28 protein-coding genes and 1 pseudogene are annotated in these 23,458 nt (G+C 39.8%); 22 read left to right on the top strand and 7 right to left on the bottom strand.

All coding sequences use genetic code 11. From position 1 onward, the window contains the following. The first annotated feature begins 4 nt into the window (after positions 1-4). The 4 genes and pseudogenes from K7887_RS13090 (at position 5) to K7887_RS23105 (ending at position 2,462) form a co-directional block, all read left to right on the top strand. Positions 5-442: a pyridoxamine 5'-phosphate oxidase family protein gene (locus K7887_RS13090; RefSeq protein ID WP_223489734.1), complete on the top strand. Its 438-nt coding sequence runs from the start codon at positions 5-7 to the stop codon at positions 440-442. A 53-nt stretch (positions 443-495) separates the two neighbouring features. Continuing rightward, the gene (locus tag K7887_RS13085) at positions 496-1,320 is read left to right on the top strand and encodes a DUF4037 domain-containing protein (protein WP_223489733.1); all 825 of its coding nucleotides are present in this window, start codon (positions 496-498) and stop codon (positions 1,318-1,320) included. Between the two features lie 11 nt (positions 1,321-1,331). Beyond that, positions 1,332-2,048, top strand: a pseudogene (locus tag K7887_RS13080) (alpha/beta fold hydrolase); the annotation flags it as partial. Beyond that, on the top strand, positions 2,028-2,462 hold the full coding sequence (locus K7887_RS23105; RefSeq protein ID WP_455755443.1) for a YunG family protein: 435 nt from the start codon (positions 2,028-2,030) through the stop codon (positions 2,460-2,462). The pseudogene K7887_RS13080 and the gene K7887_RS23105, both read left to right, overlap by 21 nt. A gap of 12 nt (positions 2,463-2,474) precedes the next feature. On the opposite strand, the gene K7887_RS13075 is transcribed toward K7887_RS23105, so the two are convergent. Beyond that, positions 2,475-2,786, bottom strand: coding sequence for a hypothetical protein (locus tag K7887_RS13075; protein WP_223489732.1), 312 nt, complete (start codon positions 2,784-2,786; stop codon positions 2,475-2,477). Positions 2,787-2,894: 108 nt separating this feature from the next. On the opposite strand from K7887_RS13075, the gene K7887_RS13070 reads away from it, so the two are divergent. After that, a complete protein-coding gene (locus K7887_RS13070) occupies positions 2,895-3,722 on the top strand; it encodes an EcsC family protein (RefSeq protein ID WP_223489731.1) in 828 nt (275 codons plus the stop codon). A gap of 63 nt (positions 3,723-3,785) precedes the next feature. On the opposite strand, the gene K7887_RS13065 is transcribed toward K7887_RS13070, so the two are convergent. Beyond that, a complete protein-coding gene (locus K7887_RS13065; RefSeq protein ID WP_223489730.1) occupies positions 3,786-4,496 on the bottom strand; it encodes a vanadium-dependent haloperoxidase in 711 nt (236 codons plus the stop codon). 139 nt (positions 4,497-4,635) lie between these two features. Between K7887_RS13065 and K7887_RS13060 the strand changes: the two genes are divergently transcribed. After that, positions 4,636-5,931 (top strand): MFS transporter, encoded by a 1,296-nt coding sequence (locus K7887_RS13060; protein ID WP_223489728.1) that lies wholly within the window; start codon positions 4,636-4,638, stop codon positions 5,929-5,931. Between the two features lie 26 nt (positions 5,932-5,957). On the opposite strand, the gene K7887_RS13055 is transcribed toward K7887_RS13060, so the two are convergent. Continuing rightward, the gene (locus K7887_RS13055) at positions 5,958-6,260 is read right to left on the bottom strand and encodes a hypothetical protein (protein ID WP_223489726.1); all 303 of its coding nucleotides are present in this window, start codon (positions 6,258-6,260) and stop codon (positions 5,958-5,960) included. A 177-nt stretch (positions 6,261-6,437) separates the two neighbouring features. On the opposite strand from K7887_RS13055, the gene K7887_RS13050 reads away from it, so the two are divergent. The 6 genes from K7887_RS13050 (at position 6,438) to K7887_RS13025 (ending at position 11,772) form a co-directional block, all read left to right on the top strand. After that, positions 6,438-6,971 (top strand): C40 family peptidase, encoded by a 534-nt coding sequence (locus K7887_RS13050; protein WP_223489725.1) that lies wholly within the window; start codon positions 6,438-6,440, stop codon positions 6,969-6,971. Between the two features lie 80 nt (positions 6,972-7,051). Continuing rightward, positions 7,052-7,606 (top strand): dihydrofolate reductase family protein, encoded by a 555-nt coding sequence (locus K7887_RS13045; protein WP_223489724.1) that lies wholly within the window; start codon positions 7,052-7,054, stop codon positions 7,604-7,606. Positions 7,607-7,837: 231 nt separating this feature from the next. Next, positions 7,838-8,971 carry an SMP-30/gluconolactonase/LRE family protein gene (locus K7887_RS13040; RefSeq protein WP_223489723.1) on the top strand — a complete coding sequence of 378 codons (1,134 nt, stop codon included), beginning with the start codon at positions 7,838-7,840 and terminating at the stop codon, positions 8,969-8,971. Positions 8,972-8,986: 15 nt separating this feature from the next. Further along, positions 8,987-9,499, top strand: a complete 513-nt coding sequence (locus K7887_RS13035; protein ID WP_223489722.1) for an NUDIX hydrolase — start codon at positions 8,987-8,989, stop codon at positions 9,497-9,499. 61 nt (positions 9,500-9,560) lie between these two features. Further along, complete coding sequence (locus tag K7887_RS13030) at positions 9,561-11,282, top strand: WG repeat-containing protein (protein WP_223489721.1); 1,722 nt, start codon at positions 9,561-9,563, stop codon at positions 11,280-11,282. A 175-nt stretch (positions 11,283-11,457) separates the two neighbouring features. After that, positions 11,458-11,772 (top strand): hypothetical protein, encoded by a 315-nt coding sequence (locus K7887_RS13025; protein ID WP_223489720.1) that lies wholly within the window; start codon positions 11,458-11,460, stop codon positions 11,770-11,772. A gap of 107 nt (positions 11,773-11,879) precedes the next feature. Here K7887_RS13025 and katA read toward each other — a convergent pair whose 3' ends face one another. Beyond that, on the bottom strand, positions 11,880-13,337 hold the full coding sequence (gene katA, locus K7887_RS13020) for a catalase KatA (protein WP_223489719.1): 1,458 nt from the start codon (positions 13,335-13,337) through the stop codon (positions 11,880-11,882). Between the two features lie 198 nt (positions 13,338-13,535). On the opposite strand from katA, the gene K7887_RS13015 reads away from it, so the two are divergent. After that, the gene (locus tag K7887_RS13015) at positions 13,536-13,790 is read left to right on the top strand and encodes a YqkE family protein (protein ID WP_223489718.1); all 255 of its coding nucleotides are present in this window, start codon (positions 13,536-13,538) and stop codon (positions 13,788-13,790) included. A 57-nt stretch (positions 13,791-13,847) separates the two neighbouring features. Here the strand turns inward: K7887_RS13015 and K7887_RS13010 are convergent, their stop codons facing one another. The 3 genes from K7887_RS13010 to mciZ all read right to left on the bottom strand — a co-directional run bounded on the left by K7887_RS13010 (position 13,848) and on the right by mciZ (position 15,380). Next, complete coding sequence (locus K7887_RS13010) at positions 13,848-14,162, bottom strand: hypothetical protein (protein ID WP_223489717.1); 315 nt, start codon at positions 14,160-14,162, stop codon at positions 13,848-13,850. A 110-nt stretch (positions 14,163-14,272) separates the two neighbouring features. Then, positions 14,273-15,133 (bottom strand): aldo/keto reductase, encoded by an 861-nt coding sequence (locus K7887_RS13005; RefSeq protein WP_263290355.1) that lies wholly within the window; start codon positions 15,131-15,133, stop codon positions 14,273-14,275. Positions 15,134-15,248: 115 nt separating this feature from the next. Next, entirely contained in the window at positions 15,249-15,380 is a 132-nt protein-coding gene (gene mciZ / locus K7887_RS13000) for a Z-ring formation inhibitor MciZ (protein WP_223489712.1), read from the bottom strand. A gap of 73 nt (positions 15,381-15,453) precedes the next feature. On the opposite strand from mciZ, the gene K7887_RS12995 reads away from it, so the two are divergent. From K7887_RS12995 to K7887_RS12955, 9 genes are all read left to right on the top strand, one after another. Beyond that, positions 15,454-16,005, top strand: a complete 552-nt coding sequence (locus K7887_RS12995) for an NUDIX hydrolase (protein ID WP_223493648.1) — start codon at positions 15,454-15,456, stop codon at positions 16,003-16,005. A gap of 9 nt (positions 16,006-16,014) precedes the next feature. After that, positions 16,015-17,181, top strand: a complete 1,167-nt coding sequence (locus tag K7887_RS12990; RefSeq protein WP_223489710.1) for an endonuclease Q family protein — start codon at positions 16,015-16,017, stop codon at positions 17,179-17,181. A 98-nt stretch (positions 17,182-17,279) separates the two neighbouring features. Continuing rightward, positions 17,280-17,921, top strand: coding sequence for a stage II sporulation protein M (spoIIM, locus tag K7887_RS12985; protein ID WP_223489709.1), 642 nt, complete (start codon positions 17,280-17,282; stop codon positions 17,919-17,921). A 109-nt stretch (positions 17,922-18,030) separates the two neighbouring features. Beyond that, positions 18,031-18,498: a ferric iron uptake transcriptional regulator gene (gene fur, locus K7887_RS12980; protein WP_223489707.1), complete on the top strand. Its 468-nt coding sequence runs from the start codon at positions 18,031-18,033 to the stop codon at positions 18,496-18,498. Positions 18,499-18,625: 127 nt separating this feature from the next. Further along, positions 18,626-18,853 (top strand): YqzK family protein, encoded by a 228-nt coding sequence (locus K7887_RS12975; protein ID WP_010194376.1) that lies wholly within the window; start codon positions 18,626-18,628, stop codon positions 18,851-18,853. Positions 18,854-18,859: 6 nt separating this feature from the next. After that, entirely contained in the window at positions 18,860-19,750 is an 891-nt protein-coding gene (gene xerD, locus K7887_RS12970) for a site-specific tyrosine recombinase XerD (RefSeq protein ID WP_223489705.1), read from the top strand. A gap of 219 nt (positions 19,751-19,969) precedes the next feature. Further along, positions 19,970-21,154 carry a phosphopentomutase gene (gene deoB / locus K7887_RS12965; RefSeq protein ID WP_223489703.1) on the top strand — a complete coding sequence of 395 codons (1,185 nt, stop codon included), beginning with the start codon at positions 19,970-19,972 and terminating at the stop codon, positions 21,152-21,154. Positions 21,155-21,167: 13 nt separating this feature from the next. Beyond that, positions 21,168-21,983: a purine-nucleoside phosphorylase gene (locus K7887_RS12960; protein WP_223489702.1), complete on the top strand. Its 816-nt coding sequence runs from the start codon at positions 21,168-21,170 to the stop codon at positions 21,981-21,983. Between the two features lie 32 nt (positions 21,984-22,015). Further along, the gene (locus K7887_RS12955) at positions 22,016-23,320 is read left to right on the top strand and encodes a pyrimidine-nucleoside phosphorylase (protein WP_223489700.1); all 1,305 of its coding nucleotides are present in this window, start codon (positions 22,016-22,018) and stop codon (positions 23,318-23,320) included. Positions 23,321-23,458 lie beyond the last annotated feature (138 nt).

The raw sequence follows: 23,458 nt of genomic DNA, 5'->3' as shown, positions 1-23,458 counted from the left end.
AGATTTGCAAATTATCCGAGATAAAAAGAGAAGCTTTGACCTTGAAGCAATGCTAGGAAAACCTTTGTTTGCTCATCTGGCAACTGTTGAGGGGGATATTCCTAAAGATTCTCCTGTTTGGTTTCATTGGGAGAAAAATGAATTATGGATAATTGGAACTGCCAAGGATACTTTTCCGAAAAGAATTCAGAATAACTCAAAGTGTGCAATAGGGATAGTTGACTTTGATTTTACTACCGGTAAAGTGCACCATGCAGGATTCCGCGGAAATGGTATTCTAGAGCCTTTTAACTCAGTTATAGCATATAAAATCATTTCGAAATATCTTGGGGAAGATGAAACTAAATGGAACCAGAGGTTTCAAAACCTAGATTCGTCTAATGTGTTAATTAGATTTCAACCTAAAACAGTTGTGGTCAGGGATCAGTCCTATCATATTTAGGCAAGGGGAACATGTAAGATGAAATAGAAAAAAACTGATTGGGGTAAATATTAATGGACTTGAAACAAAAAGCCATAGAAATGGCAACCATTTATAAAACAAACTCAAAGGTAGATGCGATCCTCCTGGCCGGGTCCGTGGCGTTAGGTTGGGAAGATGAGTTTTCAGATATTGAATTACATATTATTTGGAAAGAAGCTCCTACTGATGACGATAGAAAAGTGCCTATCCAATCTGTAGAAGGGAGAATACTTACCTACCATCCTTATGAAGACGAAGAATGGTCAGAGTCATATGTAACACAGGATGGAGTTAAATTGGAGATTAGTAGTTTTCTAACCTCATCCATACAATCTCACATAGAAGATGTAATGGTGAAATCTGACGTTAGTTTTGATAAACAGTGTCTAATTGCTTCCATTCAAAATGGGGTAGGTTTGTATGGCCATAGTGTAATAGATGTGTTTAAGAAAAGTGTGGTTAAATATCCAAGTGAACTCGCAGCCAAGATGATTTCAGACAATCTTGATCTTGGAGCCAGGTGGAATAACCGCCGTGCTCTCATAGAACGAAAGGATTGGCTTATGCTTTACAATGTACTGTGTGAGGTGCAAAAGAAGTTGATGGGGGTTCTGTTTGGATTAAACTCCATATATATGCATCACCCCGCATATAAGTGGATGTCGCATAAAATAAAAGAAATGCATATAAAACCCGATGACTTTCTTTCAAGAATGAATAACATCTTACTAGGGAATCCGAGTGAAAGTCTTTCGAGTTTAGAACAATTAGTAGACGAGGTTATTAAACTGGTGGAACTTTATCAGCCCAAAATTAATATCGAAAAACAAAAGCACAATATTAGCTATGCAAAGTAAGGGGATTTGAAATGAATATAGGTCCATTAATTACTAACAATTTTCACTTGAATTGTAAAATCTATGGGGAAATAAGTGAATTTCCAACTGTTATCATGGACGCTGGTTATGGAGATTATTCAAAATCCTGGAAATCAATCTATCCTGCTATCTCTAAATTAACTCAGGTCATTCTATATGACAGAGCTGGCCTTGGGAAAAGCGAAAGAAGCTCTAATCCCAGGACCAGCCTATTTATGGTAGAGGAACTAAGAGAACTCCTAAAGAGAAAGAATGTCTTGCCACCCTATATTCTCGTTGGTCATTCATACGGTGGTGTGAACATGCGTTTATTTAATAATATGTACCCTCATGAGGTAGCTGGATTAGTTTTCATAGATTCTACTCCCGAAGAATATCCGGAAAGGTTTCTCCCCACGATGTCTGAAGAATTCAAAGAAGCCTATAGTAAACAGTTCACTCATGAAGGGGACTTCCAAGAGTTTATGGAGAGTTTGGACCAACTTAAAATAAGTAATAGAATTTTAGATACACCAACACTCGTGGTGTCAGCAGGGAAAAAAGCGCATTACTCCAAGGAATCTCAAGCTTTATGGAATAGTATGCAAGAGGAGATACTAAGATTTACAACAAATGGTCAATTTATACTTGCTGAAAATAGTGCCCATTACATACAGAATGATGAACCGCAACTAGTAATAAACACAATGGAGAGATTGATAAAATCACTGCCGGCTATTGATTACGCAAATGAACAAGAAATTATCGACAAAGATACATTAATAGATGCTTTATTAAAATCTTGGTCTAATAGTACAAGCTCAAAGTGGAGTCCAGAAAATCCTGCAAAAGGGCAATGTGGAGTTACTTCCCTAATAGTACAAGATTTTTTAGGCGGAGAAATACTAAAGACCCGAATGCCAGAAGGGTGGCATTTTTATAACAGGGTAAATGGAATTCGCTATGATTTTACAGTTTCACAATTTGAAAATGATATACAATATTCCGATATTTTTTCCAACAGAGCAGAAGCATTTCAAGATACAAACTTAAATCAGTATCTAAAATTAAAAGAAAATGTTTCAAAAGCGATAAAAGGCTTGGAAAATAAAAGAACACATTCTCAATGTCAAAAAAAGTGATCTAACAAATAATCAACTTTCAAGGTAGATAGCAACCATTGGTGCCGCGATGGCTAAAACAGAAAGAACAATGAAAAATACCTTTCGTCCTATAGCAGATGAAAAGTATAATTGAACCAGAAGAAAATAAGTGATGCTAGATATTAGTAGAAAAATTGCAAAGTTGTATAGCTCTTTTCCTTTAATAACAGCCTTATCAATTTGATAGATTCCTAAGTTTGGATCTATAGTTAATGGGTTTGTAAGGGCCATGATAATCATGCCTAGAAAAATAAAGAGTCCTATGATATTTAATAAACGTTTCATAGTTAATTCTTTTTTCATCGTTGCCTCCTGAATAGTTATGGTAATCTCTTTACGTATGCTGAAAGTAAAAGTTTCAAAAATAAACAGAAGATAACCCAACCTCATAAATCCAAAGGAGAAACTCACGTGGAAACAAAAGAAACACTGCAAAATGAACTGAAAGTAATAGAAAAATGGGAAAAGGATCAGAAGGGGCTATGGTTTTGGGAACGGATTGGCCGCATCCCTTTTAAATTGCTTGATAGATTGACTCCAAAATTTATTCAAGGGAAGATAGGAAGCCTGCTTGATGAACTGGGGAGCTTTATTCAGAACGGAGGGAGTTATCTCTCAAACGAGAAGAGTGTGTTTCATTATTTTGAGAAAAAAACCGGCAGAACAATTACTGAATTAAAAGATTTTCAAGATGTACCTGTAGTTGAAATGAAAGAAGCTTCTCTCGCATTGGGCAGTACACGTAAAAACGCAGCTACCCTCCAAGGAGCAAGTACTGGTATCGGGGGGATCTTCACTTTAGTTATTGATATTCCTGCCATCTTGGCTATATCTTTAAAAACATTACAGGAAATAGCGATTCTGCATGGATATGATCCGAAAGAAAAAACGGAGAGGATATTTATCCTGAAATGCTTGCAATTTACATCGGCAGATATTGTTGGGAAGCAGGCAATTTTGAATGAACTGGCTGATTTTTCGAATGAAGAAATGAAATCTAAAGAGGTATTCTCCCAACTACAAGGATGGAGAGAAGTAACCGTGACATTCACAGAGTCCTTTGGTTGGAAGAAGCTTTTCCAATTGGTACCGGTAGCAGGGATACTTTTTGGAGCGTTCGCCAATCGTACTATGGTAAGCGATCTAACGGAAGCTGGCACTATGCTCTATCAAAAAAGAAGGATTATGGAAAGAGTAGAACGTTTAGAAATTCAAACCGAGGAATCAAAAGGATTGTAAACCTTTTGCGAATTTTAAGCCTACTAACTTTGTCGTATAAGTCAGTAGGCTTTCGATGAATTATCATTGCTTCACATTCTGAACCTTTAACACTGCCACGATCATCCTGCCAATTTGCCGACCAAGTCTTAACCCTTCATCATTGTCCACTTTAAAATGAACCCCCGCATACAATCGGGATTGAGCAGAAGCCTCAGTAGTAGAATTAATTCGGGCTTGTTCTTGCGGAAAATAGTACGTCATTATTTCTTGAGCTGCTCCTGCTAAGGTTGCGTGTGCAGAGGGGTATGCAGGAAATCTGGGTGTATCCATCAGCCTTCTAATATTTCTCCCATATTGGTTGGGGCGGGCAACATCCCATAAATACTTTAAATACCAGCAAACGACAAAAACGTCATTCATGGTTGCATGGAAAAATCCCTGCATGCGGGCACAGTTTGGTGATCCCATCGGATATTGCTCAGCGAAATCATACAGCATGGTTGAAAATCTTTCCGCAATTTCACCGGTAGCCCAATATTGCGCGCTTTGTATCTGTTGTGGGGTTAGAACACTCATCGTTTGTTCTACGATCTGTAATTCGTTGCTCCAATCTATGGATAAAGGTTCTCTTATTTGCCAAGTAATTTCTTTCCCGAAAGGATCTAGGAATCTGTTGGCTCCTTCTCGCCTGATAAAAAACATTGGCCAAAAGCCAGCATTAGGATTTCCAACTGGGGGAGTTCGCTCTCCTTGATATGGATACTGGGACCATCGCCTATATTCTGTCCGCATGTTTTCAACCCCTCATAGTGTTCTTCTAAATTTTTTATGATTAGTTAATCAAATATATGTTAAAAAATAAAAAGCTCTCTTGATGGAAGCATGCTAAAATAGGAATAAATGTTTTTTAATGAATGAAGGGGAGAGTAAAATGAACGAACAAAAAAGGGTTTCAGAAGAGATAGACGCTTCCCCTGAAAAAATAAATCAATTATATCGACGAACACTTATTATTGTCGTTCTTTCACAAATTTTTGGTGGGGCAGGTCTAGCAGCTGGTGTTACAGTAGGCGCCTTGCTGGCTCAAGATATGCTTGGTACTGATGCATATTCTGGTGTTCCTGTAGCGTTATTGACGTTAGGTTCAGCAGGAGCGGCTTACTTGATTGGTCGTGTATCGCAAAATTTTGGTCGCCGGATTGGCTTGGCAGGAGGATTCCTAACCGGAGGAATTAGTGCCCTGGGTGTTGTGCTTGCGGCAGTCACCGACAATGTGTGGTTGCTGTTTTTCTCCCTCCTATTCTATGGGGCAGGTACGGCATCTAATCTTCAAGCAAGATATGCCGGTACAGACCTGGCATCTGCTAAACAACGAGGTAAAGCAATTAGTATTGCACTAGTTTCGACTACAGTTGGAGCAGTAGCGGGACCCAATCTAGTGGGTGTTATGGGAGATTTTGCAGTTTCAATAGGTGTACCATCATTGGCTGGTCCCTTTATTTTAGGAGCGGCAGCTTTCATTACGGCTGGGCTGATATTACTTGTCTTCATGAGACCAGATCCTTTAATGGTTTCTAAAGCGTTGGAAATTGAGGAATGGGCGGATTCAGTTACAACACCTACTCCAACCAATGTAAAGAATAACCGAGGAATCATCATCGGTGGATCTGTAATGGTGTTGACTCAGATGGTGATGGTCGCAATCATGACGATGACACCGATTCATATGGGTCACCATGGACACGGCCTGGATGCTATTGGACTTGTAATCGGAATTCACATTGGTGCCATGTATCTACCCTCATTAGTTACGGGGGTTCTGGTCGATAAGGTCGGGCGTACGGCTATGGCTTCAGCAGCGGGTGTAACATTGCTGCTTGCGGGGATTGTGGCGGCGACTGCTCCTGGTGATAATTTATTTGTATTGATCTTGGCTTTGGCACTACTCGGCCTAGGCTGGAACTTCGGTTTGATAAGTGGCACGGCAACAATCGTGGATGCCACGACTCCTTCCACACGCGCAAAGGTTCAAGGCTCTATGGATGTGTTGGTCGCATTATCAGGAGCAACTGGGGGCATGTTGTCAGGAATGGTAGTCTCTCATACAAGTTATTCTATGCTTTCTATAGGTGGCGGTCTCTTGTCTCTTTTATTATTGCCTTTGATTATCTGGGCAAGTAGAGGTAACGTAGCTGTCAAACGGGAGAAAAATAAAAAAACGGCGTAAGCAGAAATATGCAAACGCCGTTTTTCTTATTTTCCTTTTGTTTTTTCTATCTCTTCAGACACGACAAATGCTAAGTCATCATTCCCAAACATAGCTAACACCCCTAATACCGTATCATTTGAAATATCCCCGGCCTCTTCCTTCGACACTGTCAATTCCAAGGCTTGAGCAAGTGCTGGGTTATTTGCCTGATCAGGGTATGCCTTTGTATAAAGAGTAAATGGATCGAGGTCATGATTGATACACCATTGAGCAAAGACCAATATCATCATATTTTCTTCTTTTTGGTAGTTTTGTATGATTGCTTGTTCCAAATCTTTTTTCTCCATTGCCTTTTAACTCCTTTAATTCTAGTACTCTCATTATAATCTAATTCCACTTTTGAACCAACTCGTTCTTTTTAAAGAATTTGAAGAATTAGTAAAAAAGACATAGAGTTTGTTATATAATAAGGTAAGTACATATAGGGATATTTTACCTGATTTTAAAGTTAGTGGGGTGGAACGATGAAAATGGCAGTCGGTGATTTACTTTTTGTCAAAGGAAATTGCAATTTCAGTCCTTTTATCCGTTTTTTTCTGAAATCTGAATACACCCATGTGACCATAGCAGTGGATGAAGAGCAAATTTGTGAAGTTGATTTATATCGTAAAATGGAGATCATGAAGAATCCGTACAAAGAATACGACTTATATAGACTAAAAGTGAATTTGACGGAAGACCAACAAAAAGAATTACTTCATTTTCTTCATAAAAAAGTTTCCACCTCTAAAGGGTACGATTGGTGGCGGCTTATTTCATTATGCGTGAAACGTTATTTTCGTTGGAACATCATTATTCATGAACAGGATCGTTACATCTGTTCTGAAATAATTGACAAAGCATTTCAGCATATTGGCATAGATTTGGTCGAGGATTTGGTTACAGGGGACGTAACACCAATAGATATTATGAGATCGGAACGTATTGAATTCGTCTCTTCCATATATAGAATCAAGGATTCCCTGATAGAAAAAGGGAGTTTTAAAAAAAGCGGATGAGACTATATCCAGGTGCTTGTTCCTGTTTTGTTAAAATGCTACTATCAAGAAATAAATGATGTGATAGAGGAGCAAAACAAATGAGAAACTCAAGAAAAGTAATTGTATACATAGCCCAGAGTGTGGACGGATTTATAGCAAAGAAAGATGATGATATCAGCTGGCTTTCCATAGTGGATACTCCCGGAGAAGATTATGGATATATGGAATTTGTAGAAAGTGTCGATACAGTAATTATGGGTAGGAGAACTTATGAGAAAGTCCTGTCTTTTGGCATGGAGTTCCCTCACAAGGAAAGAAAAACCTATGTGCTCTCCAATTCTAAAGAAGGTTCAGATGAAAATGTTGAATACTATTCTGGCGATGTAAAAGAGTTAATTAATAACATTCGGTCAACTAGTGGGAAGCATATTTTTGTTGATGGAGGAGCAGAAGTAATAAAAGAATTTGTCAGACAAGATCTGATTGACGAGTATGTTATTTCCACCGTTCCGATTCTAATAGGGAATGGCGTAAGATTATTTAAAGGATCAGAACGAGAAAATAAGCTTGAGCTTGTTGAGAGCAACTCGTTCCCAACCGGACTTGTTCAAAATCGATATATAGTGGTAAGAGAGGAAGATAAGCAGGTGTAACTCTTTGGAGAGTGCACCTGTTTTTTGTTTGGAAAATAGGAGCTTCTACCATAAATACGTCCGCTTCGACTGTTTAAATGCTTACTTCTACATTTCCCGGACCACCTTCTACATTTCCCAGACGAACTTCTACCATTAATCTCTAACCTTCTACAATTTCGCATAGACTGTTGCAATTTTTTAGTAGATAATAAGTAATATATGGTATTTATTGGAGGTCGAGGAATAACTATGAAACTCAAAATCATCAAAGTGCTTGCATTTCTCTGTACAGTATTAATATTATATCTATTATTTTGGCCTGTCTCCATTGATCCTGTTGCATGGGAATCTCCAAAATCCCATGGATATACAGGTACCTTTGAGAAAAATAATAGATTAAGTGGGATGGAATATCTGTCTATTGGAGAATATGCAGAGCCGGAGCATATCGTCTATCGTGAAGGATGGTTGTACGCAGCCACAAAAACTGGTGCAATCATTCGTGTACGTGAGGATGGTACAGGATTACAAGAAATCGCAAATACGAAAGGCAGGCCTTTAGGCTTTGACTTTGATAACGAAGGATCAATCATAGTTGCTGACCCACTTTATGGTAACCATGGCGGGTTACTTAAAATAAGCAATTATGAAGATGGTGACGGGGAGATTGATCTTTTAACAGACACCGTGGAAGAGAAACCCTTAAATTTTATTGATGCGGTAGTAGTTTCTAATAATGGAACCATTTATTTTACGGATGCTTCTCAAAGGACAAAAGCGAAAGAAATCGGTGATGTTGGCCGCGCTGGAGAAATAGATATTCTTGAAAATAGAAGCACAGGTAGAGTATTGGAGTATAATCCGGCTACGAAAAAAACTAGAGTTCTAATGAAAGATATTAGCTTTGCAAACGGAATAGCACTAAGTACTGACGAAAAATATCTCCTAATAAATGAAACGGGAAAATACCGCGTCTGGAAGTTAAACCTCGAAACAGATCAGACACTAACTACAAAAGAAGAAAGTGAATTTGCAGAAGTTCTCCTAGATAATCTACCTGGATTACCGGATAATATGATGGCAGGAGAGAACGGAAAATTCTGGATTGGACTAATCATGCCCAGAAATGATTTCTTAGAATTTAGTTCCGATAAGCCGTTATTAAGGAAAATGGCAATGCGCCTTCCAGCTAAAATGTTGCCTAAAGGGGCAGGTTACTCCCACGTTATCGCGATTAATAAATCAGGCGAAGTACTAGAAGATATGCAAAGTGATTCCATACCATTTACGAATATAACGGGAGTAATGGAGACAGAGGATGCTCTGTTTTTCCACCATCTTAATGATATAAATGCCATTGGATGGTTAATAAAAGAAGATTAAAGAAAGGTGTTAAATATGTATTTCAATAAATTTATAGGGATAGAGAAAGTAGAAAACAAACATGTAAAAGTAAGGGAAGTGGTTAGGGCTGTCGTTATCCGCGACGGGAAAATATTGATGCTCCACTCCAACAAAGGAGATTTCAAATTTCCGGGTGGGGGTGTCGAATCTGGAGAACCCCATAAACAAGGCCTCATTCGAGAAGTATTAGAAGAAACGGGCTATGTGGATACGACTGTAGGAGAAAAATTCGGTGTGTTTGTGGAAAGAAGAGAGGATGTTTTCAATCAAGATATTCTGTTTGAAATGAACTCCCATTATTACCTGTGTGAGTGCAGGGGAGAAACAGTTGCTCAACAGTTAGAGGGATATGAGATAGAACAGGGTTTTACCGCTAAATGGATTTTGATAGAAGATGCTATATCGCAAAACGAGCGTGCACAAAAACTAAGTGGCCACAATGGTTGGATCGAGAGGGAGACCTACGTATTACGTAATTTAATGAAGTTTAGTAAAAGAGGAAGCTAGGTCTTCACCCATCAAGGCATTCCCCCATAAGATATCAAAAACTAATGGGGTGACCACATATATGTTCGGAAGAATAATTAAACCGCGTTTGTTTCCTGCTTCCGTTAGAACAGTTGAAGGAACAAAGTGGGGATATATAGATGAAAAAGGGAAGTTTGTGTTAAAGCCAACCTTTGAAGATGCCGGTGAATTCCAGCAAAATGGGCTGGCGATTGTTCGCAAGGGTGGGGCAGGAGTTATTACACAAACCGGTAAATTTGTGGTTCGCCCTAAGTACAGCTCCATTTTCCCTTTTACAGAGGGCCGTGCCATTGCTATGTTAAATGAGGGTGGTTCCGTTGTCATTAATGAGAAGGGAAAAGTATTGACGCAAAGACCGTACTCATTCATCAGTCCTTATCAGGGAGGCCGTGCGGTTTTCCAAGATTCCAAAAATGATGGTACCACACTTTATGGATACTTAGATCTTAACGGAAATGTAGCGATACCTCCCCAATATCAATATGCCTTTGATATGAGTGAGGGAAAAGCACTTGTTCAGGTAAAAGATAGCTTGTATGCTTTGTTAAATTCAACAGGAACTCAGCTCCAAACTTATCCATATGAACAGATGAATGGGTTAAGTGAAGGGCTAATTTCTTTCAAGAGAACCTACCAGGATAAAGCAGGGTATGTAGATGAGTTGGGGAATGTCGTTATTAAACCCCAATTTGGGATGGCTTTACCTTTTCAAGGAGGAAGGGCTGTTGTCAATGCTTCAAGTGACTATAGAAATAAATACGGTTTAATTGATAAGAGTGGAAACTATATTATTCCACCAAGATACAATGATATTAACCAACTTGGTGGGAACAGGGCAGCAGTCGGTAGAGCAATTAACCCTGAAGAGCCATACACAGGCTCCACATATGCCATTGCAGATACGGTGAGCGGGCAGATGATCACGGATTTTCAATATGATGCAGTTAACAACTATAAGGGAGAATATAGCTCTGTGACGCAAGGGCTTAAAAGCTTCTTTATCAACAAAAGTGGCAGACAGGCAAAAGAACTTCCGGTTATAGATGGGGTTGGAACGCTGTCCATCGAAGGGCAGTTGGTAAAAGCATTTGTAGATCAAAGATTATCTTATTACGACAAAAGCGGGAACCTGGTCTATGCACAAAATTCGGTTATTCCGGTAAACAGAAATGTTTCTATCCGGGAGGAAAAGTACCGGCCGAACAAGGATTATCTGGTGTATTTTCCACAGATACAAGGAATGAAGAATAAAGAAGCAGAGAAAAAAGTGAACGAGGTGTTACGCACTCAATCTCAAATTATTCCCATTCCGCCGGATAAACAGCTCGATTATAATTACACAGGTGATTTTTCTGTACAATTTTATAAAAAGAACTTACTAATCTTAGAGCTTAACGGCTACAACTACCCGTTTGGAGCAGCACACGGGATGCCGACACAAATCATGGTGCCGATAGATATTGATTCCGGTAGAATCTACACGTTAAAAGATTTATTCAAGGCGGACAGTGACTATGTCAAGGTGTTAAGCGATTTGGTGGCGAAACAAATACAGGAAAACCCTGACAACTACTTCCCGGATTCTTTTAAGGGGATTCAACCTGATCAGCCCTTCTATGTGTCGAGTGATGCGTTATTCTTGTATTTTACGCCATATGAAATAGCGCCATATGCAGCAGGGTTTCCGACTTTTGAAATACCTTTTAAAGAGATTAACAGTATCATTGATAAAAAAGGAGCTTTTTGGCGTTCTTTTCACTAGGATGAGGCAAGGAAATACATTAATAAATGTAGAAAAGTAAGGTAGCTTTCATACAGGCTGCCTTTTTTTCATTTTGATATTAATATTCAGCCAGTCGGTGGATAGGTTTGTAAAATTTAGTAAACGGGTAGAAAAATTCTGGTGTGAATTTTTGGAAAGATTAGGAGGAAGAGAGATGGCAAAAGTAGTTTTCGAGCGAGAAGATCAATTTGCAAACAAAATGAGAAACTATCAGATCCTAGCTAATGAAAAAATTATCGGTGAAATTGCAAATGGGGGCAAAGAAACTATCGAGCTGGAGCCTGGAACATACACCTTCCAAATTAAAGTGGACTGGTGCGTTAGTAGAACCTACACAGTGGAACTTGGGGGAACAGATACGATGCACTTTAAATGTGGAAGTCCCTTAAAAGGATGGAGGATCCTTTTATCTTCTGTTTCCATGTCAAAAGAGAATAAATTCGTTTATCTGGAGAAGGTAGGGAGTTAAGCCATTGGAAACTGATTGAATGTTTATTAAAGGCAGGCACCAATAATCAGTGCCTGCTTGACAGAAGTGAGAATAAAAGAGAAATGTAAAGTTAGTAAACTATATAACTAGCGTACTTTCTGAGGGACTTGCAACCCAAGTCCTTCTGCAACGCGAATACCGTATTCCGGTTCAGCTTTATAGAAGTGTCCGATTTGGCGAAGCTTGATTTCCTCGTTTTCAACCGGCATCATCGCCGCCACGATATTTTTAACCAAGCGGGAACGTTCTTCCTCACTAAGCAGGCGATATAAATCTCCAGCTTGTGTATAGTGATCATGATGATCAAAAGATACACTGTCTGCCATTCCAGAAACAGCAAAGGAAGCTGGTTTATTTTCAGCCGTTTCAGTTGGACCATTAAAGCTGTTCGGTTCATAATAGACGGAATCTCCACCATTGTTGTCAAACCTCATTTGGCCATCCCTTTGATAGTTGTGCACTTCATTTCGTGCTCGGTTTATAGGTAGAGCCTGGTGGTTCGCTCCAACACGGTAGCGATGCGCGTCATGGTAGGCAAAAAGGCGTCCCTGCAGCATTTTGTCTGGAGAGACATCAATCCCAGGGACAAGTGTGCCTGGAGAGAAAGTTGCCTGCTCTACCTCTGCAAAATAATTCTCCGGATTTCGATCCAATACCATTCGTCCAACTTCCATCAAAGGATAATCTTTTTGAGACCATACTTTGGTCACATCAAATGGATCAAATCGGTAAGTATCAGCATCCTCCATCGGCATGATCTGTACATAAACCTTCCATGCCGGATAATCGCCTTTATCAATGGCATTAAACAGATCCTCTGTATGATAATCAGAGTTTTCACCTGCAATCTTCGTTCCAACCTCTTCAGTCAGATTCTTGATGCCTTGTTCTGTTTTAAAATGATACTTGATCCAAACACCATCACCATCTTCATTTACCCATTTGAACGTATGGCTACCAAACCCATGCATATGACGGTAAGTAGCAGGAATACCACGATCAGACATCAGGATGGTCACTTGATGCAGGGATTCAGGTGAAAGTGACCAGAAATCCCAAACGGCATTAGGATTTTTCAGATGTGTTTTAGGATGACGTTTTTGTGTATGAATAAAGTCAGGAAACTTAATGGCATCTCTGATGAAGAAAACCGGTGTATTGTTTCCGACAAGATCATAATTGCCGTCTTCTGTATAAAATTTCACCGCAAAACCACGTGGATCACGAACTGAATCTGCAGACCCGTTCTCACCAGCTACCGTGGAAAATCGGACAAAAAGTGGCGTGCGTTTTCCTACTTCGGAAAGAAATTTTGCCTTGGTGTATTTTTTTACATCATTGGTTACCTCGAAATACCCGTGTGCACCTGCACCTTTTGCGTGAACAACACGTTCAGGTACACGTTCTCGGTTGAAATGTGCGAGTTTCTCTAGTAGATGTACATCTTGTATGAGAGTAGGTCCTCTGGAACCGGCAGTCATGGAATTCTGGTTATCTCCAACAGGAGCCCCCCAGCTAGTTGTGAGTCTATTATTAGTTGTCAAAATCCTTCACCTCAAATTAAAAAGTAAGATTACGTTTATAATAATAACAGTTATTAGACGAAAATCAATACTTTTTTATAATAATTATAAAGTAATAATATTTATCTTTAAGAAACAAATATATTTTTAATGATTGTTTATGGATAAATCGTAATTTGCTATACTACTAGAAAACGTGTTTATGGGAGTGTGCTTGCCGTGAAGAAAAAGCATAAGAATAATCAAAGGCCTTTGACGAATAAGAAGGAAGAGAAAGTATCATTAAAAGATCAGTTAGAGGGGGATGTTTATTCGAAATTAAAGTCGATGAAAGATCAACTTGTTCAAACAGAACAAAAACAAAAAGCGGAAGAAGCGGAAAGAAAAAAAGAAGAAAAACGATTAAAAGAGAAGAATAAATCCTTTGAAGAACTGTTTGAAGAAAGTAATCAAAATTGGAAAGAATTCAAGTAAGAATGGAGAGGAAATAAAAGAGAGAATGGTCCGCTAACATAACCATTCTCTTTTTTTTTATGAGAGGAAGAATGCCATGATGAAGTAGACAGCCAAACATAGTAGGGATCCAAGCAAAAATGGACCGATATGTAATGTTGGTTTTTGTTGTTGCGGGGTGTATCGACCAGCCATGGAATCAAAAACGGCTGCTTCTGAATTTTTCGTGAAAATGTCTCCAGAAGAGCTTGTGAAGAATGCAAGGAAGACAAAGACAAGAGAGCCGAAAAACATGGTGCTTAAGAGGTTAAAGTCAAAGTAGGTGGAGATTCCGAGTAGGATTCCGATTTCTACTGCCAGCACAATGATTAATGTCATAAGGTATTTAATCATCAAGTTTCCCCCTTCGGTACATAGATAAATTATTCTACGTAACAAAATGGAATAAGTTTCAAATTTTCGAAATAAAAAAGCAGTATCCCTAAGCGGGAGACTGCATGGTGTTAGTCGCGATGTGCGACGTAAGTAGACTGCTTGACGATTTCTTTTATTGTTGCGTATTCTTCTTCTGAAAGTGCATTTTTCTTCATGGCTTGGACGTTCGCTTCCAATTGTTCAATGGAGCTTGCACCAGGGATAACTGCTGCGACGGCAGGGTGTGCAAAACAATAGTGGATAGCAGTTGTTTGAAGCGGCTTCTCACCAGTAAAATCCATAAGTTTTGGTAAGAGATTCTCCAACTCCTCGTGACTATAATCAAGAAAATCTTTTCCTTTAAACTTGTCTTGAAGCTTATTGAGAGCATTGTCGGACAATAGTCCTTTTGCTAGTGGGCCTCGAGCTATTACACTAACATTGTTTTCGTGGAGATAATCCAACCATTCTTCCGGTCGTGTATCGAGAAGACTGTATTGCATCATAACCGATACGATCGAGGAGTTTTCTACAAACCGCTTAATAACGTTCGGTCTAATGGAAGAGATCCCGTATTCTCGGATGTACCCTTCTTTTTTTAACTCCTCAAATGCCTCAATCGTTTCTTCGGTCGGGTCCTCTATCGTACCGCCGTGAAGCTGATATAAATCGATGTAATCTGTTTGTAGGCGACGCAGGCTATCTTTTACTGCTGATTGAATATGCTGTTTAGAAGGGTCCCATTCCCAGCCTTCTTTTCCTTGAGTCCATTTGTTCCCGGCTTTTGTGGCAAGCACTACTTTGTCGCGTTGCCCCTTTAAAGCTCTTCCTACCAGTTCCTCATTTTGTCCAAAATCGTACAGATCTGCAGTATCTAAATAATTGATACCTAAATCAAGCGCTCTTTTCACAATATCTATTGCTTTCGTTTCTTCCGTACCAAGGGACATACAACCAAGTCCCAATTTACTTACATATAAATCTGATTTGCCAAGTCGGTTTTTAGGTAACAAGAAAAACCCTCCTTTTTCCCCATTTTACCGAAAAGGAGGGTTCTGCTACAAATCATTCATCTTTTAAAGAATTAATCCATGTTTTTACATACACGTGATGAAGGGAATATTCCCTAAGCTTGTTTCGGATTTCCCAAGCCTTTCCTACCAATACGATATTGTTTGGGCGGACATAGACCTTCAATTTGCTCCCTCCTAACCCTTGTATGGTAGAATGTATGAAGAAATGGATGACTACAGAACAAGGAGCGGTCGGGATGAATCATTTAAAAGAAAAAACTTTACATAGTGAAAAATTGTTCTCTGGAAGAATCATTGATTTATATTTAGAGGATGTGGAACTTCCAAATGGAAAAACAAGTAAAAGGGAGATTGTTAAACACCCTGGTGCAGTGGCGGTAATAGCAGTAACGGACGAAAATAAGATAATCATGGTCCGTCAATACCGAAAGGCGATGGAACGTGTATTGGTCGAGATTCCAGCTGGAAAGCTAGAAAAAGGGGAAGAGCCGATTGTCACCGCAAAACGGGAACTTCAAGAGGAAACTGGCTATACTTGTGATGAATTGCAACCTTTGATTTCTTTTTACACTTCACCTGGTTTTGCAGATGAATTGGTTCACTTATTTATTGCAAAGGGGTTGCGCAAAGACACGGAAGAACATCACTTAGATGAGGATGAGTTTGTGGACCTATTGGAAGTATCATTAGATGAGGCACTCGAACTTATTGAAAAGAAGGAAATTTATGATGCGAAGACTGCTTATGCCGTGCAGTATTTGCAAATGCAAACATTGCTTCGAAAGTAGGGGACGGCCATGCAAGAATTTTTTGTTGATTTACATATACATTTGGGCCGGACAGCCAGTGGTAAGCCGGTAAAAATTACAGCCTCCAATAAGTTAACTTTGGAGGCTGTTTTGGAAGAGGCGCGCTTTAAAAAGGGCTTAGATATGGTAGGTGTCATCGATTGCCAGGTACCTGAAGTGCTTATCGGTCTTCGTAATCGTATTGCAGCTGGTGAGTTGGTGGAGCTCGAAGACGGCGGTGTACGCATGGGAGATATTACATTGATTCTTGGTGCGGAAATCGAAATTTATGATGAGAACTGTCAGGGCTTAATACATGCACTTTGTTATATGAAGACAGTGGAGAAAATGGTGGAGTTCTCAAACTGGCTAAGCAAGCGTATGAAAAATGTCACCTTGTCCACTCAGCGTGTGTATGAGAATGCGGTTGCTATTCAGCGTGAGGTAAACCGGCTTGGCGGCTTGCTCATCCCCGCACATGTTTTTACACCGTTTAAGAGTCTGTATGGCAAGGGAGTGAAAAAGAGTTTGTCGGAAGTATTCGATCCAGACCTAATTGATGCAATCGAGCTTGGGTTAAGTGCGGATACATCTATGGCCAGTCGATTAAGTGAGTTGGGCGGGTATACATTTCTTTCAAATTCTGATGCTCATTCCGTTGGTAAAATAGCGAGAGAGTATCAAAAGATACACATGAAGGAACCAAGTTTTGAAGAGTTGCGTCTAGCCTTGAGGGAAGTGGATGGGCGAGGCGTGGTTAGTAATTACGGCTTGAGTCCACAGTTAGGAAAGTACTATACGACAGTTTGCGAAAAGTGCTTTACTCCTTTCGTACAGGAGGATAATAGTTGTAACAGTTGTGCCCACACCAAATTTATTAAAGGTGTTTCTGATCGGATTGAAGAATTAGCTGATAATCAGGAACCGTTAAGAAACCGCCCGCCATATATACATCAGGTCCCATTGGACTTCATACCTGGTGTAGGGCCGAAAACATTGATCAAATTACGAGGAGTGTTCGGAACCGAAATGGGAATCCTCCATGATGCAAGTCACGAAGAATTGGTGGAAGTCGTAGGTGAGAAGGTCGCGTCTCTGATTGTGGCTGCTCGAAGCGGAAGGTTGGCGTTTAAAGCTGGCGGTGGGGGCAGGTTTGGTAAGGTAAGTGATGAATAATATGGAAAACCCACCCTTTGAAATTTCTATCCTAAAACAAGTCATACTTCCCCTCCTCTATCATACACTCTAGTAAGAGAGTGATAGGAGGAAGAGGGATGAAAAAACAGTCGCGGTTTACTATTTTACTAGGGCATATAAAAGAACACTCCTCTCTATATTTGTTTATAGTGGTGCTTTTTTTTATGGGAGTTATCTTCGGGGCCATCGTGGTCAATAGTATGAACTTTTCACAAAAACAGGATCTGTTTGTCTATCTGAGCCGCTTCTTTGGTCAGGTGGAAGAAGGACAGTTTGCAAGCTCGAAAGACATATTCTTTCAGAGTTATTTCCATAATATTAAATACGTTCTTTTAATGTGGGTGCTTGGTATATCCATTATTGGACTTCCGGTAATTTTAATACTACTGTTCTTAAAAGGAGTGGTAGTTGGATTTACGGTGGGATTCTTAGTAAATCAACTAAGCTGGAAAGGGTTCCTTTTTTCCTTTGTGGCCATCCTTCCACAAAATATGATTGCGATTCCTGCATACATTATCATTGGAACTTTATCGGTGGCTTTTTCCTTGAAGATGATCAGGCAGCAGTTTGTAAAAAGAATACAGGAGCCGTTTTTTCAACAGTTTATGAGATATACGGTCGCGATGGGATTCATTTGCTTACTGCTTGTGGGAGCTTCATTAATAGAAGCATTGGCATCTCCAGTGTTCATGAAATCTGTTATTTCCATATTAGAATAAAACCAATATAATAATGATTATTTTCACTTATTTATAATGATTATTTTTTTCTTTGACAGTTCCCTGCGCTTTCGATAAAATAAAGTGGTAAAGCGAGGGAGGGAACGAAATGGAAAATAGGATAGACCGCATAAAAAAGCTACTGCATTCCGCAAGCTATAAGCTAACTCCTCAGCGAGAATCAACAGTCCGAGTCTTGCTGGAACATGAAGAGGACCATTTGAGCGCGGAAGATGTATACCTCCTCGTGAAAGAAAAGTCACCTGAGATTGGACTGGCTACTGTATATCGAACATTGGAATTACTGACGGAATTGAAAATTGTCGATAAAATAAATTTTGGCGATGGAGTATCACGCTATGATCTTCGTCAAGAAGGTGCCAAGCATTTCCATCATCACTTAGTTTGCATAGAGTGTGGGGCGGTTGATGAGATTCAAGACGACCTACTAGAAGATGTGGAAGCAATCGTAGAACGTGATTGGAACTTCAAAATAAAGGACCACCGTTTAACCTTTCATGGAGTTTGTCATCGATGCCAAGATCCTGATGATCAAACGGAAGAAGAGAATACATAAACCTTTTCCAATAAAGATGGGAAAGGTTTTTATTTTGGTTTTAAAGGTATAATTCTGCTTTAATTTGTCATACCTTCTAATAAGACAAGTTTATTGGGATAACTTGCATATTTGGAGGTTGACTTTTATGAAGAATATTATAGATTCATGCTATAATACATTTAAAGTTTTTATTTTATTCACTGGTTGTACGGTCTTATTTTACTATGGAATTATGTGGATTAATCAAGAGTATCAGAATTATCATCGTTATGACGAGCCTGAAGGGGCAGCGGTGAAAGTGACAAAAATGGTAGAAGAAAGGGATGAGGGCTGGCTGCAGCGCTTGGTATTCTTTTATCATTACGGGGAGTAGAGGGTATTGCAGGATCAATTAAAAGATTTTATTCATTTTTTAGTAGTCGAAAAAGGCCTGGCGTCAAACACGGTAGTTTCCTACGAGCGAGACTTAAAGTCTTATCTTTTGTATGTAAGTAAAGTAGAGGAAATATCTTCGTTGGATGCAGTTTCACGGTCTACCATTATACAGTTTTTAAAGTTTCTGACGGAAAATGGAAAGTCGTCCAAAACAATAGCCAGACATATTGCCTCCATACGCTCATTTCATCAATTTTTATTAAGGGAAAAGGTCACAACTCAAGACCCGACAGTACATATTGACCGTCCTAAACAAGAACAAAAGCTTCCACAGGTTATGTCTGTAGAAGAGGTGCAAGCATTACTAGATTCGCCTGATACGAGTAAAGTGTTTGGCATGCGTGATAAAGCGATGCTAGAACTATTATATGCTACAGGAATGCGTGTCTCCGAGCTGATATCCCTGAATCTCAGCGATGTACATTTAACCATGGGGTTTGTTCGTTGCGTAGGAAAAGGAAACAAAGAAAGAATCATTCCGCTTGGAACAATGGCCCAAAATGCCATCACCACTTATATAGAAGAAAGTCGAAGTCAACTGTTAAAAAAGAAGACCACGGATGCGTTGTTTGTGAATCTTTATGGTAACCGCTTAACAAGACAGGGTTTTTGGAAAATCCTAAAAAAGTTGACAAAGGAAGCCGGTATTGAAAAGGAATTGACTCCGCATACGTTGCGACATTCTTTTGCCACACATCTTTTAGAAAATGGGGCAGATCTTCGTGCAGTCCAAGAAATGCTTGGACACGCCGATATTTCTACCACCCAAATTTACACGCATGTCACGAAAACCCGCATGAAGGATGTTTACTCGATGTTCCACCCAAGAGCATAAAGTTAGATTCTTATAGCGGGAACAGGAGTAGGGCTGTTCGAACTATCTGAACAGTCTTTTTTTATCATTTTAATTGCAACTTTGAAAGCGCTTGTTTATACTAGAATCAGATGTCAGACTTCTGACAAGTAGAAGTGTGGTCTTGTATGACTATCCTAAGTAAAAAAGGGGAAAATACAAGAGGTAAAATCAGATCGAAAGTTAGTAGGAGGTTATAAAATGAGTTCTTATACATATAAAAGAGTGTTTCTAGTAGTAATGGATTCTGTTGGAATCGGAGAAGCACCGGATGCTGAAAAATTCGGTGATAAGGGTGCCGATACTTTAGGACATATAGCTGAACACATGAACGGGCTGAACATGCCAAATATGGCAAAGCTTGGTCTTAGCAATATTGAAGAAGTAAAGGGTGTTCCAAAAGCAGAAAAGCCCCTAGCATTCTTCACGAAAATGGAAGAATCTTCAAGCGGAAAAGATACCATGACAGGTCACTGGGAGATCATGGGCTTGCGAATCGATACACCTTTCCGTGTATTTCCTGACGGATTTCCAAATGAGCTTATTCAAGAGTTGGAAGAACGTACAGGCCGTAAAATCATCGGGAACATTCCTGCGAGCGGAACGGAGATTCTTGATCAACTAGGGCAGGAACACGTAGATTCAGGAGCATTGATTGTTTATACTTCTGCAGATTCCGTTCTTCAAATTGCAGCACACGAAGATGTTGTTCCTATTGAAGAATTATATGACATTTGTAAAATTGCACGTGAATTAACTTTAGATGAAAAGTACATGGTGGGACGAATTATTGCACGTCCGTTTGTTGGTGAAGCAGGTAACTGGAAACGTACATCCAACCGTCATGATTATGCATTAAAACCATTTGAACGTACAGTAATGAATGAACTGAAAGACAGTGGCTATGATGTTATTTCCATTGGGAAAATTTCCGATATCTATGATGGGGAGGGAGTGACGAAATCACTCCGCACTGTCTCTAACATGGATGGAATGGACAAATTGGTGGAAACAACAGCTATGGACTTTACAGGTATCAGTTTCTTAAACCTGGTTGATTTTGACGCAGTATATGGTCACAGAAGAGATCCTGAAGGTTATGGAAAAGCATTGGAAGAATATGATGCACGCCTTCCTGATGTGTTTGCCAACTTAAAAGAAGATGATCTATTAATCATTACTGCTGACCATGGAAACGATCCAACAGCACCAGGAACAGATCATACTAGAGAATATGTGCCATTATTAGCTTACTCTCCTCAGCATAAAGAAGGAAAGCAGTTAGATATCCGTAAAACATTTGCAGATATCGGCGCAACGATTGCAGACAACTTTAATACAAGAATGCCTAAGCACGGAAAAAGCTTTTTACAAGATTTGAACTAGGAGGAGTTATTAAATGAATTTAGAAGCTATTAAAAAATCAGCTGAATATATTAATGCGAAATTATCTAACAAACCAGAAATCGGCCTAATCCTTGGATCTGGACTTGGTGTGTTAGCAGAAGAAATTCAAAACCCTGTCGTGATTCCATACGCAGAGATTCCTGAATTCCCTGTTTCAACTGTCGAGGGCCATGCAGGCCAACTGGTGATTGGTGAATTAGAAGGGAAAACTGTAATTGCCATGCAAGGACGCTTTCACTTCTATGAAGGCTATGCCATGGAAAAAGTGACGTTCCCAGTTCGTGTTATGAAGTATATCGGTGTAGAGAAATTAATCGTAACAAATGCTGCTGGAGGCGTGAACGAAAGCTTCGAAGCAGGAGATTTAATGATTTTAACTGATCACATCAATAACATGGGAACGAATCCGCTAATTGGACCAAATAACAATGAGCTTGGCGCACGTTTCCCTGACATGTCAGAGCCATATTGCAAACAGCTTCGTAAATTGGCTAAAGATGTAGCAGCAGAAATCGGTCTTAAAGTTCAAGAGGGTGTGTATGTAGGGAACACAGGACCTTCCTATGAAACACCAGCTGAAGTTAGAATGCTTCGTACTCTTGGTGGAGACGCAGTGGGAATGTCCACTGTACCGGAAGTTATCGTTGCCCGTCATTGCGGCATGAAAGTGCTTGGAATCTCTTGCATCTCCAACATGGCAGCGGGAATCCTTGACCAGCCATTAACACACGACGAAGTAATGGAAACAACAGAAATGGTAAAAGCAAACTTCCTTCAATTCGTAAAAACAATTGTTAAAGGTATGTAATTTATTTTATAGAAAATAAGAGGTGTTTCGGCATGAGAATGGTAGACCTTATACAAAAGAAACGTGACGGAAAAGAACTAACAACAGAAGAAATCCAATTCATCGTAAACGGATTCACAGACGGATCCATTCCTGACTATCAGATGAGCGCTTTCTCCATGGCCATCTTCTTCCAAGGAATGAGTGACCAAGAACGCGCAGACCTAACAATGGCAATGGTTCACTCTGGAGACACCATTGACCTATCTGCTATCGAAGGTATCAAAGTTGATAAACACAGTACTGGCGGAGTTGGCGACACTACAACATTAGTGTTGGCACCACTTGTAGCGGCTGTTGGAGTTCCGGTTGCTAAAATGAGTGGCCGTGGCCTTGGTCACACTGGTGGGACAATCGATAAACTTGAGTCTGTACCAGGCTTCCACGTAGAAATCGACAACCAAGAATTCATCGACTATGTAAACAAAAATAAAGTTGCCGTTATCGGCCAAAGTGGTAACCTGACTCCTGCTGACAAAAAGCTTTATGCTTTGCGTGATGTAACAGCTACTGTAAACAGCATTCCGTTGATTGCAAGCTCCATCATGAGCAAAAAGATTGCCGCTGGAGCAGACGCAATCGTATTGGATGTAAAAACTGGCGCCGGTGCATTCATGAAAGACTTGGACGAAGCGAAAAAGCTTGCAAAAGCAATGGTTGATATCGGAAACAATGTTGGCCGCAGAACAATGGCAGTCATCTCTGATATGAGCCAGCCACTTGGATTTGCAATCGGTAACGCATTAGAGATTAAAGAAGCTATCGACACTTTGCGTGGCGAAGGTCCAAAAGATTTAGAAGAGCTTTGCTTGGAGCTAGGTAGCTACATGGTTCTTTTAGCAGAAAAAGCTTCTACATTGGAAGAAGCACGCGGAATGCTGGAAGAAGTTATCCGCTCTGGCGCAGCAATCGAAACATTAAAGACATTCTTGGAAGCACAAGGTGGAGACGCTTCTGTTGTCGATAACCCTGAGAAATTACCTCAAGCTAAGCATGTGGTGGAGCTTGAAGCAAAAGAAGCTGGTGTAGTATCTGAGATTGTGGCTGATTCTGTTGGAACTGCTGCGATGTTGCTTGGTGCTGGCCGTGCAACTAAAGACTCTGAGATCGATCTTGCAGTAGGAATTGTTCTGCGCAAAAAGATTGGTGACAAAGTGGAAGCAGGCGAGTCACTTGCAACAATCCACAGTAACCAAGAAGATCTTACAAAAGTAAAAGAAGCATTATATGAGAGCATTAAAGTGGTAAGTGGCGAAGTGAAAGTTCCCCCACTTGTTTATGATACGATTTCTGAATAATAATGAATTGCGTTGAGAGCAGCCCTGCCTTTTTGGTAGGGCTGTTTTTACTATGCAAAATTATTTCCCTCCATTACCAATACTTAGTATAAAAATTAACATTTTGGAAAAAATGTGAAGTAGGAATATGAATGGAGG

It is taken from the genome of Sutcliffiella horikoshii (assembly GCF_019931755.1).
Classification (GTDB): Bacteria; Bacillota; Bacilli; order Bacillales; family Bacillaceae_I; genus Sutcliffiella_A; species Sutcliffiella_A horikoshii_E.
This window is presented reverse-complemented; position numbering and strand designations above follow the sequence as displayed.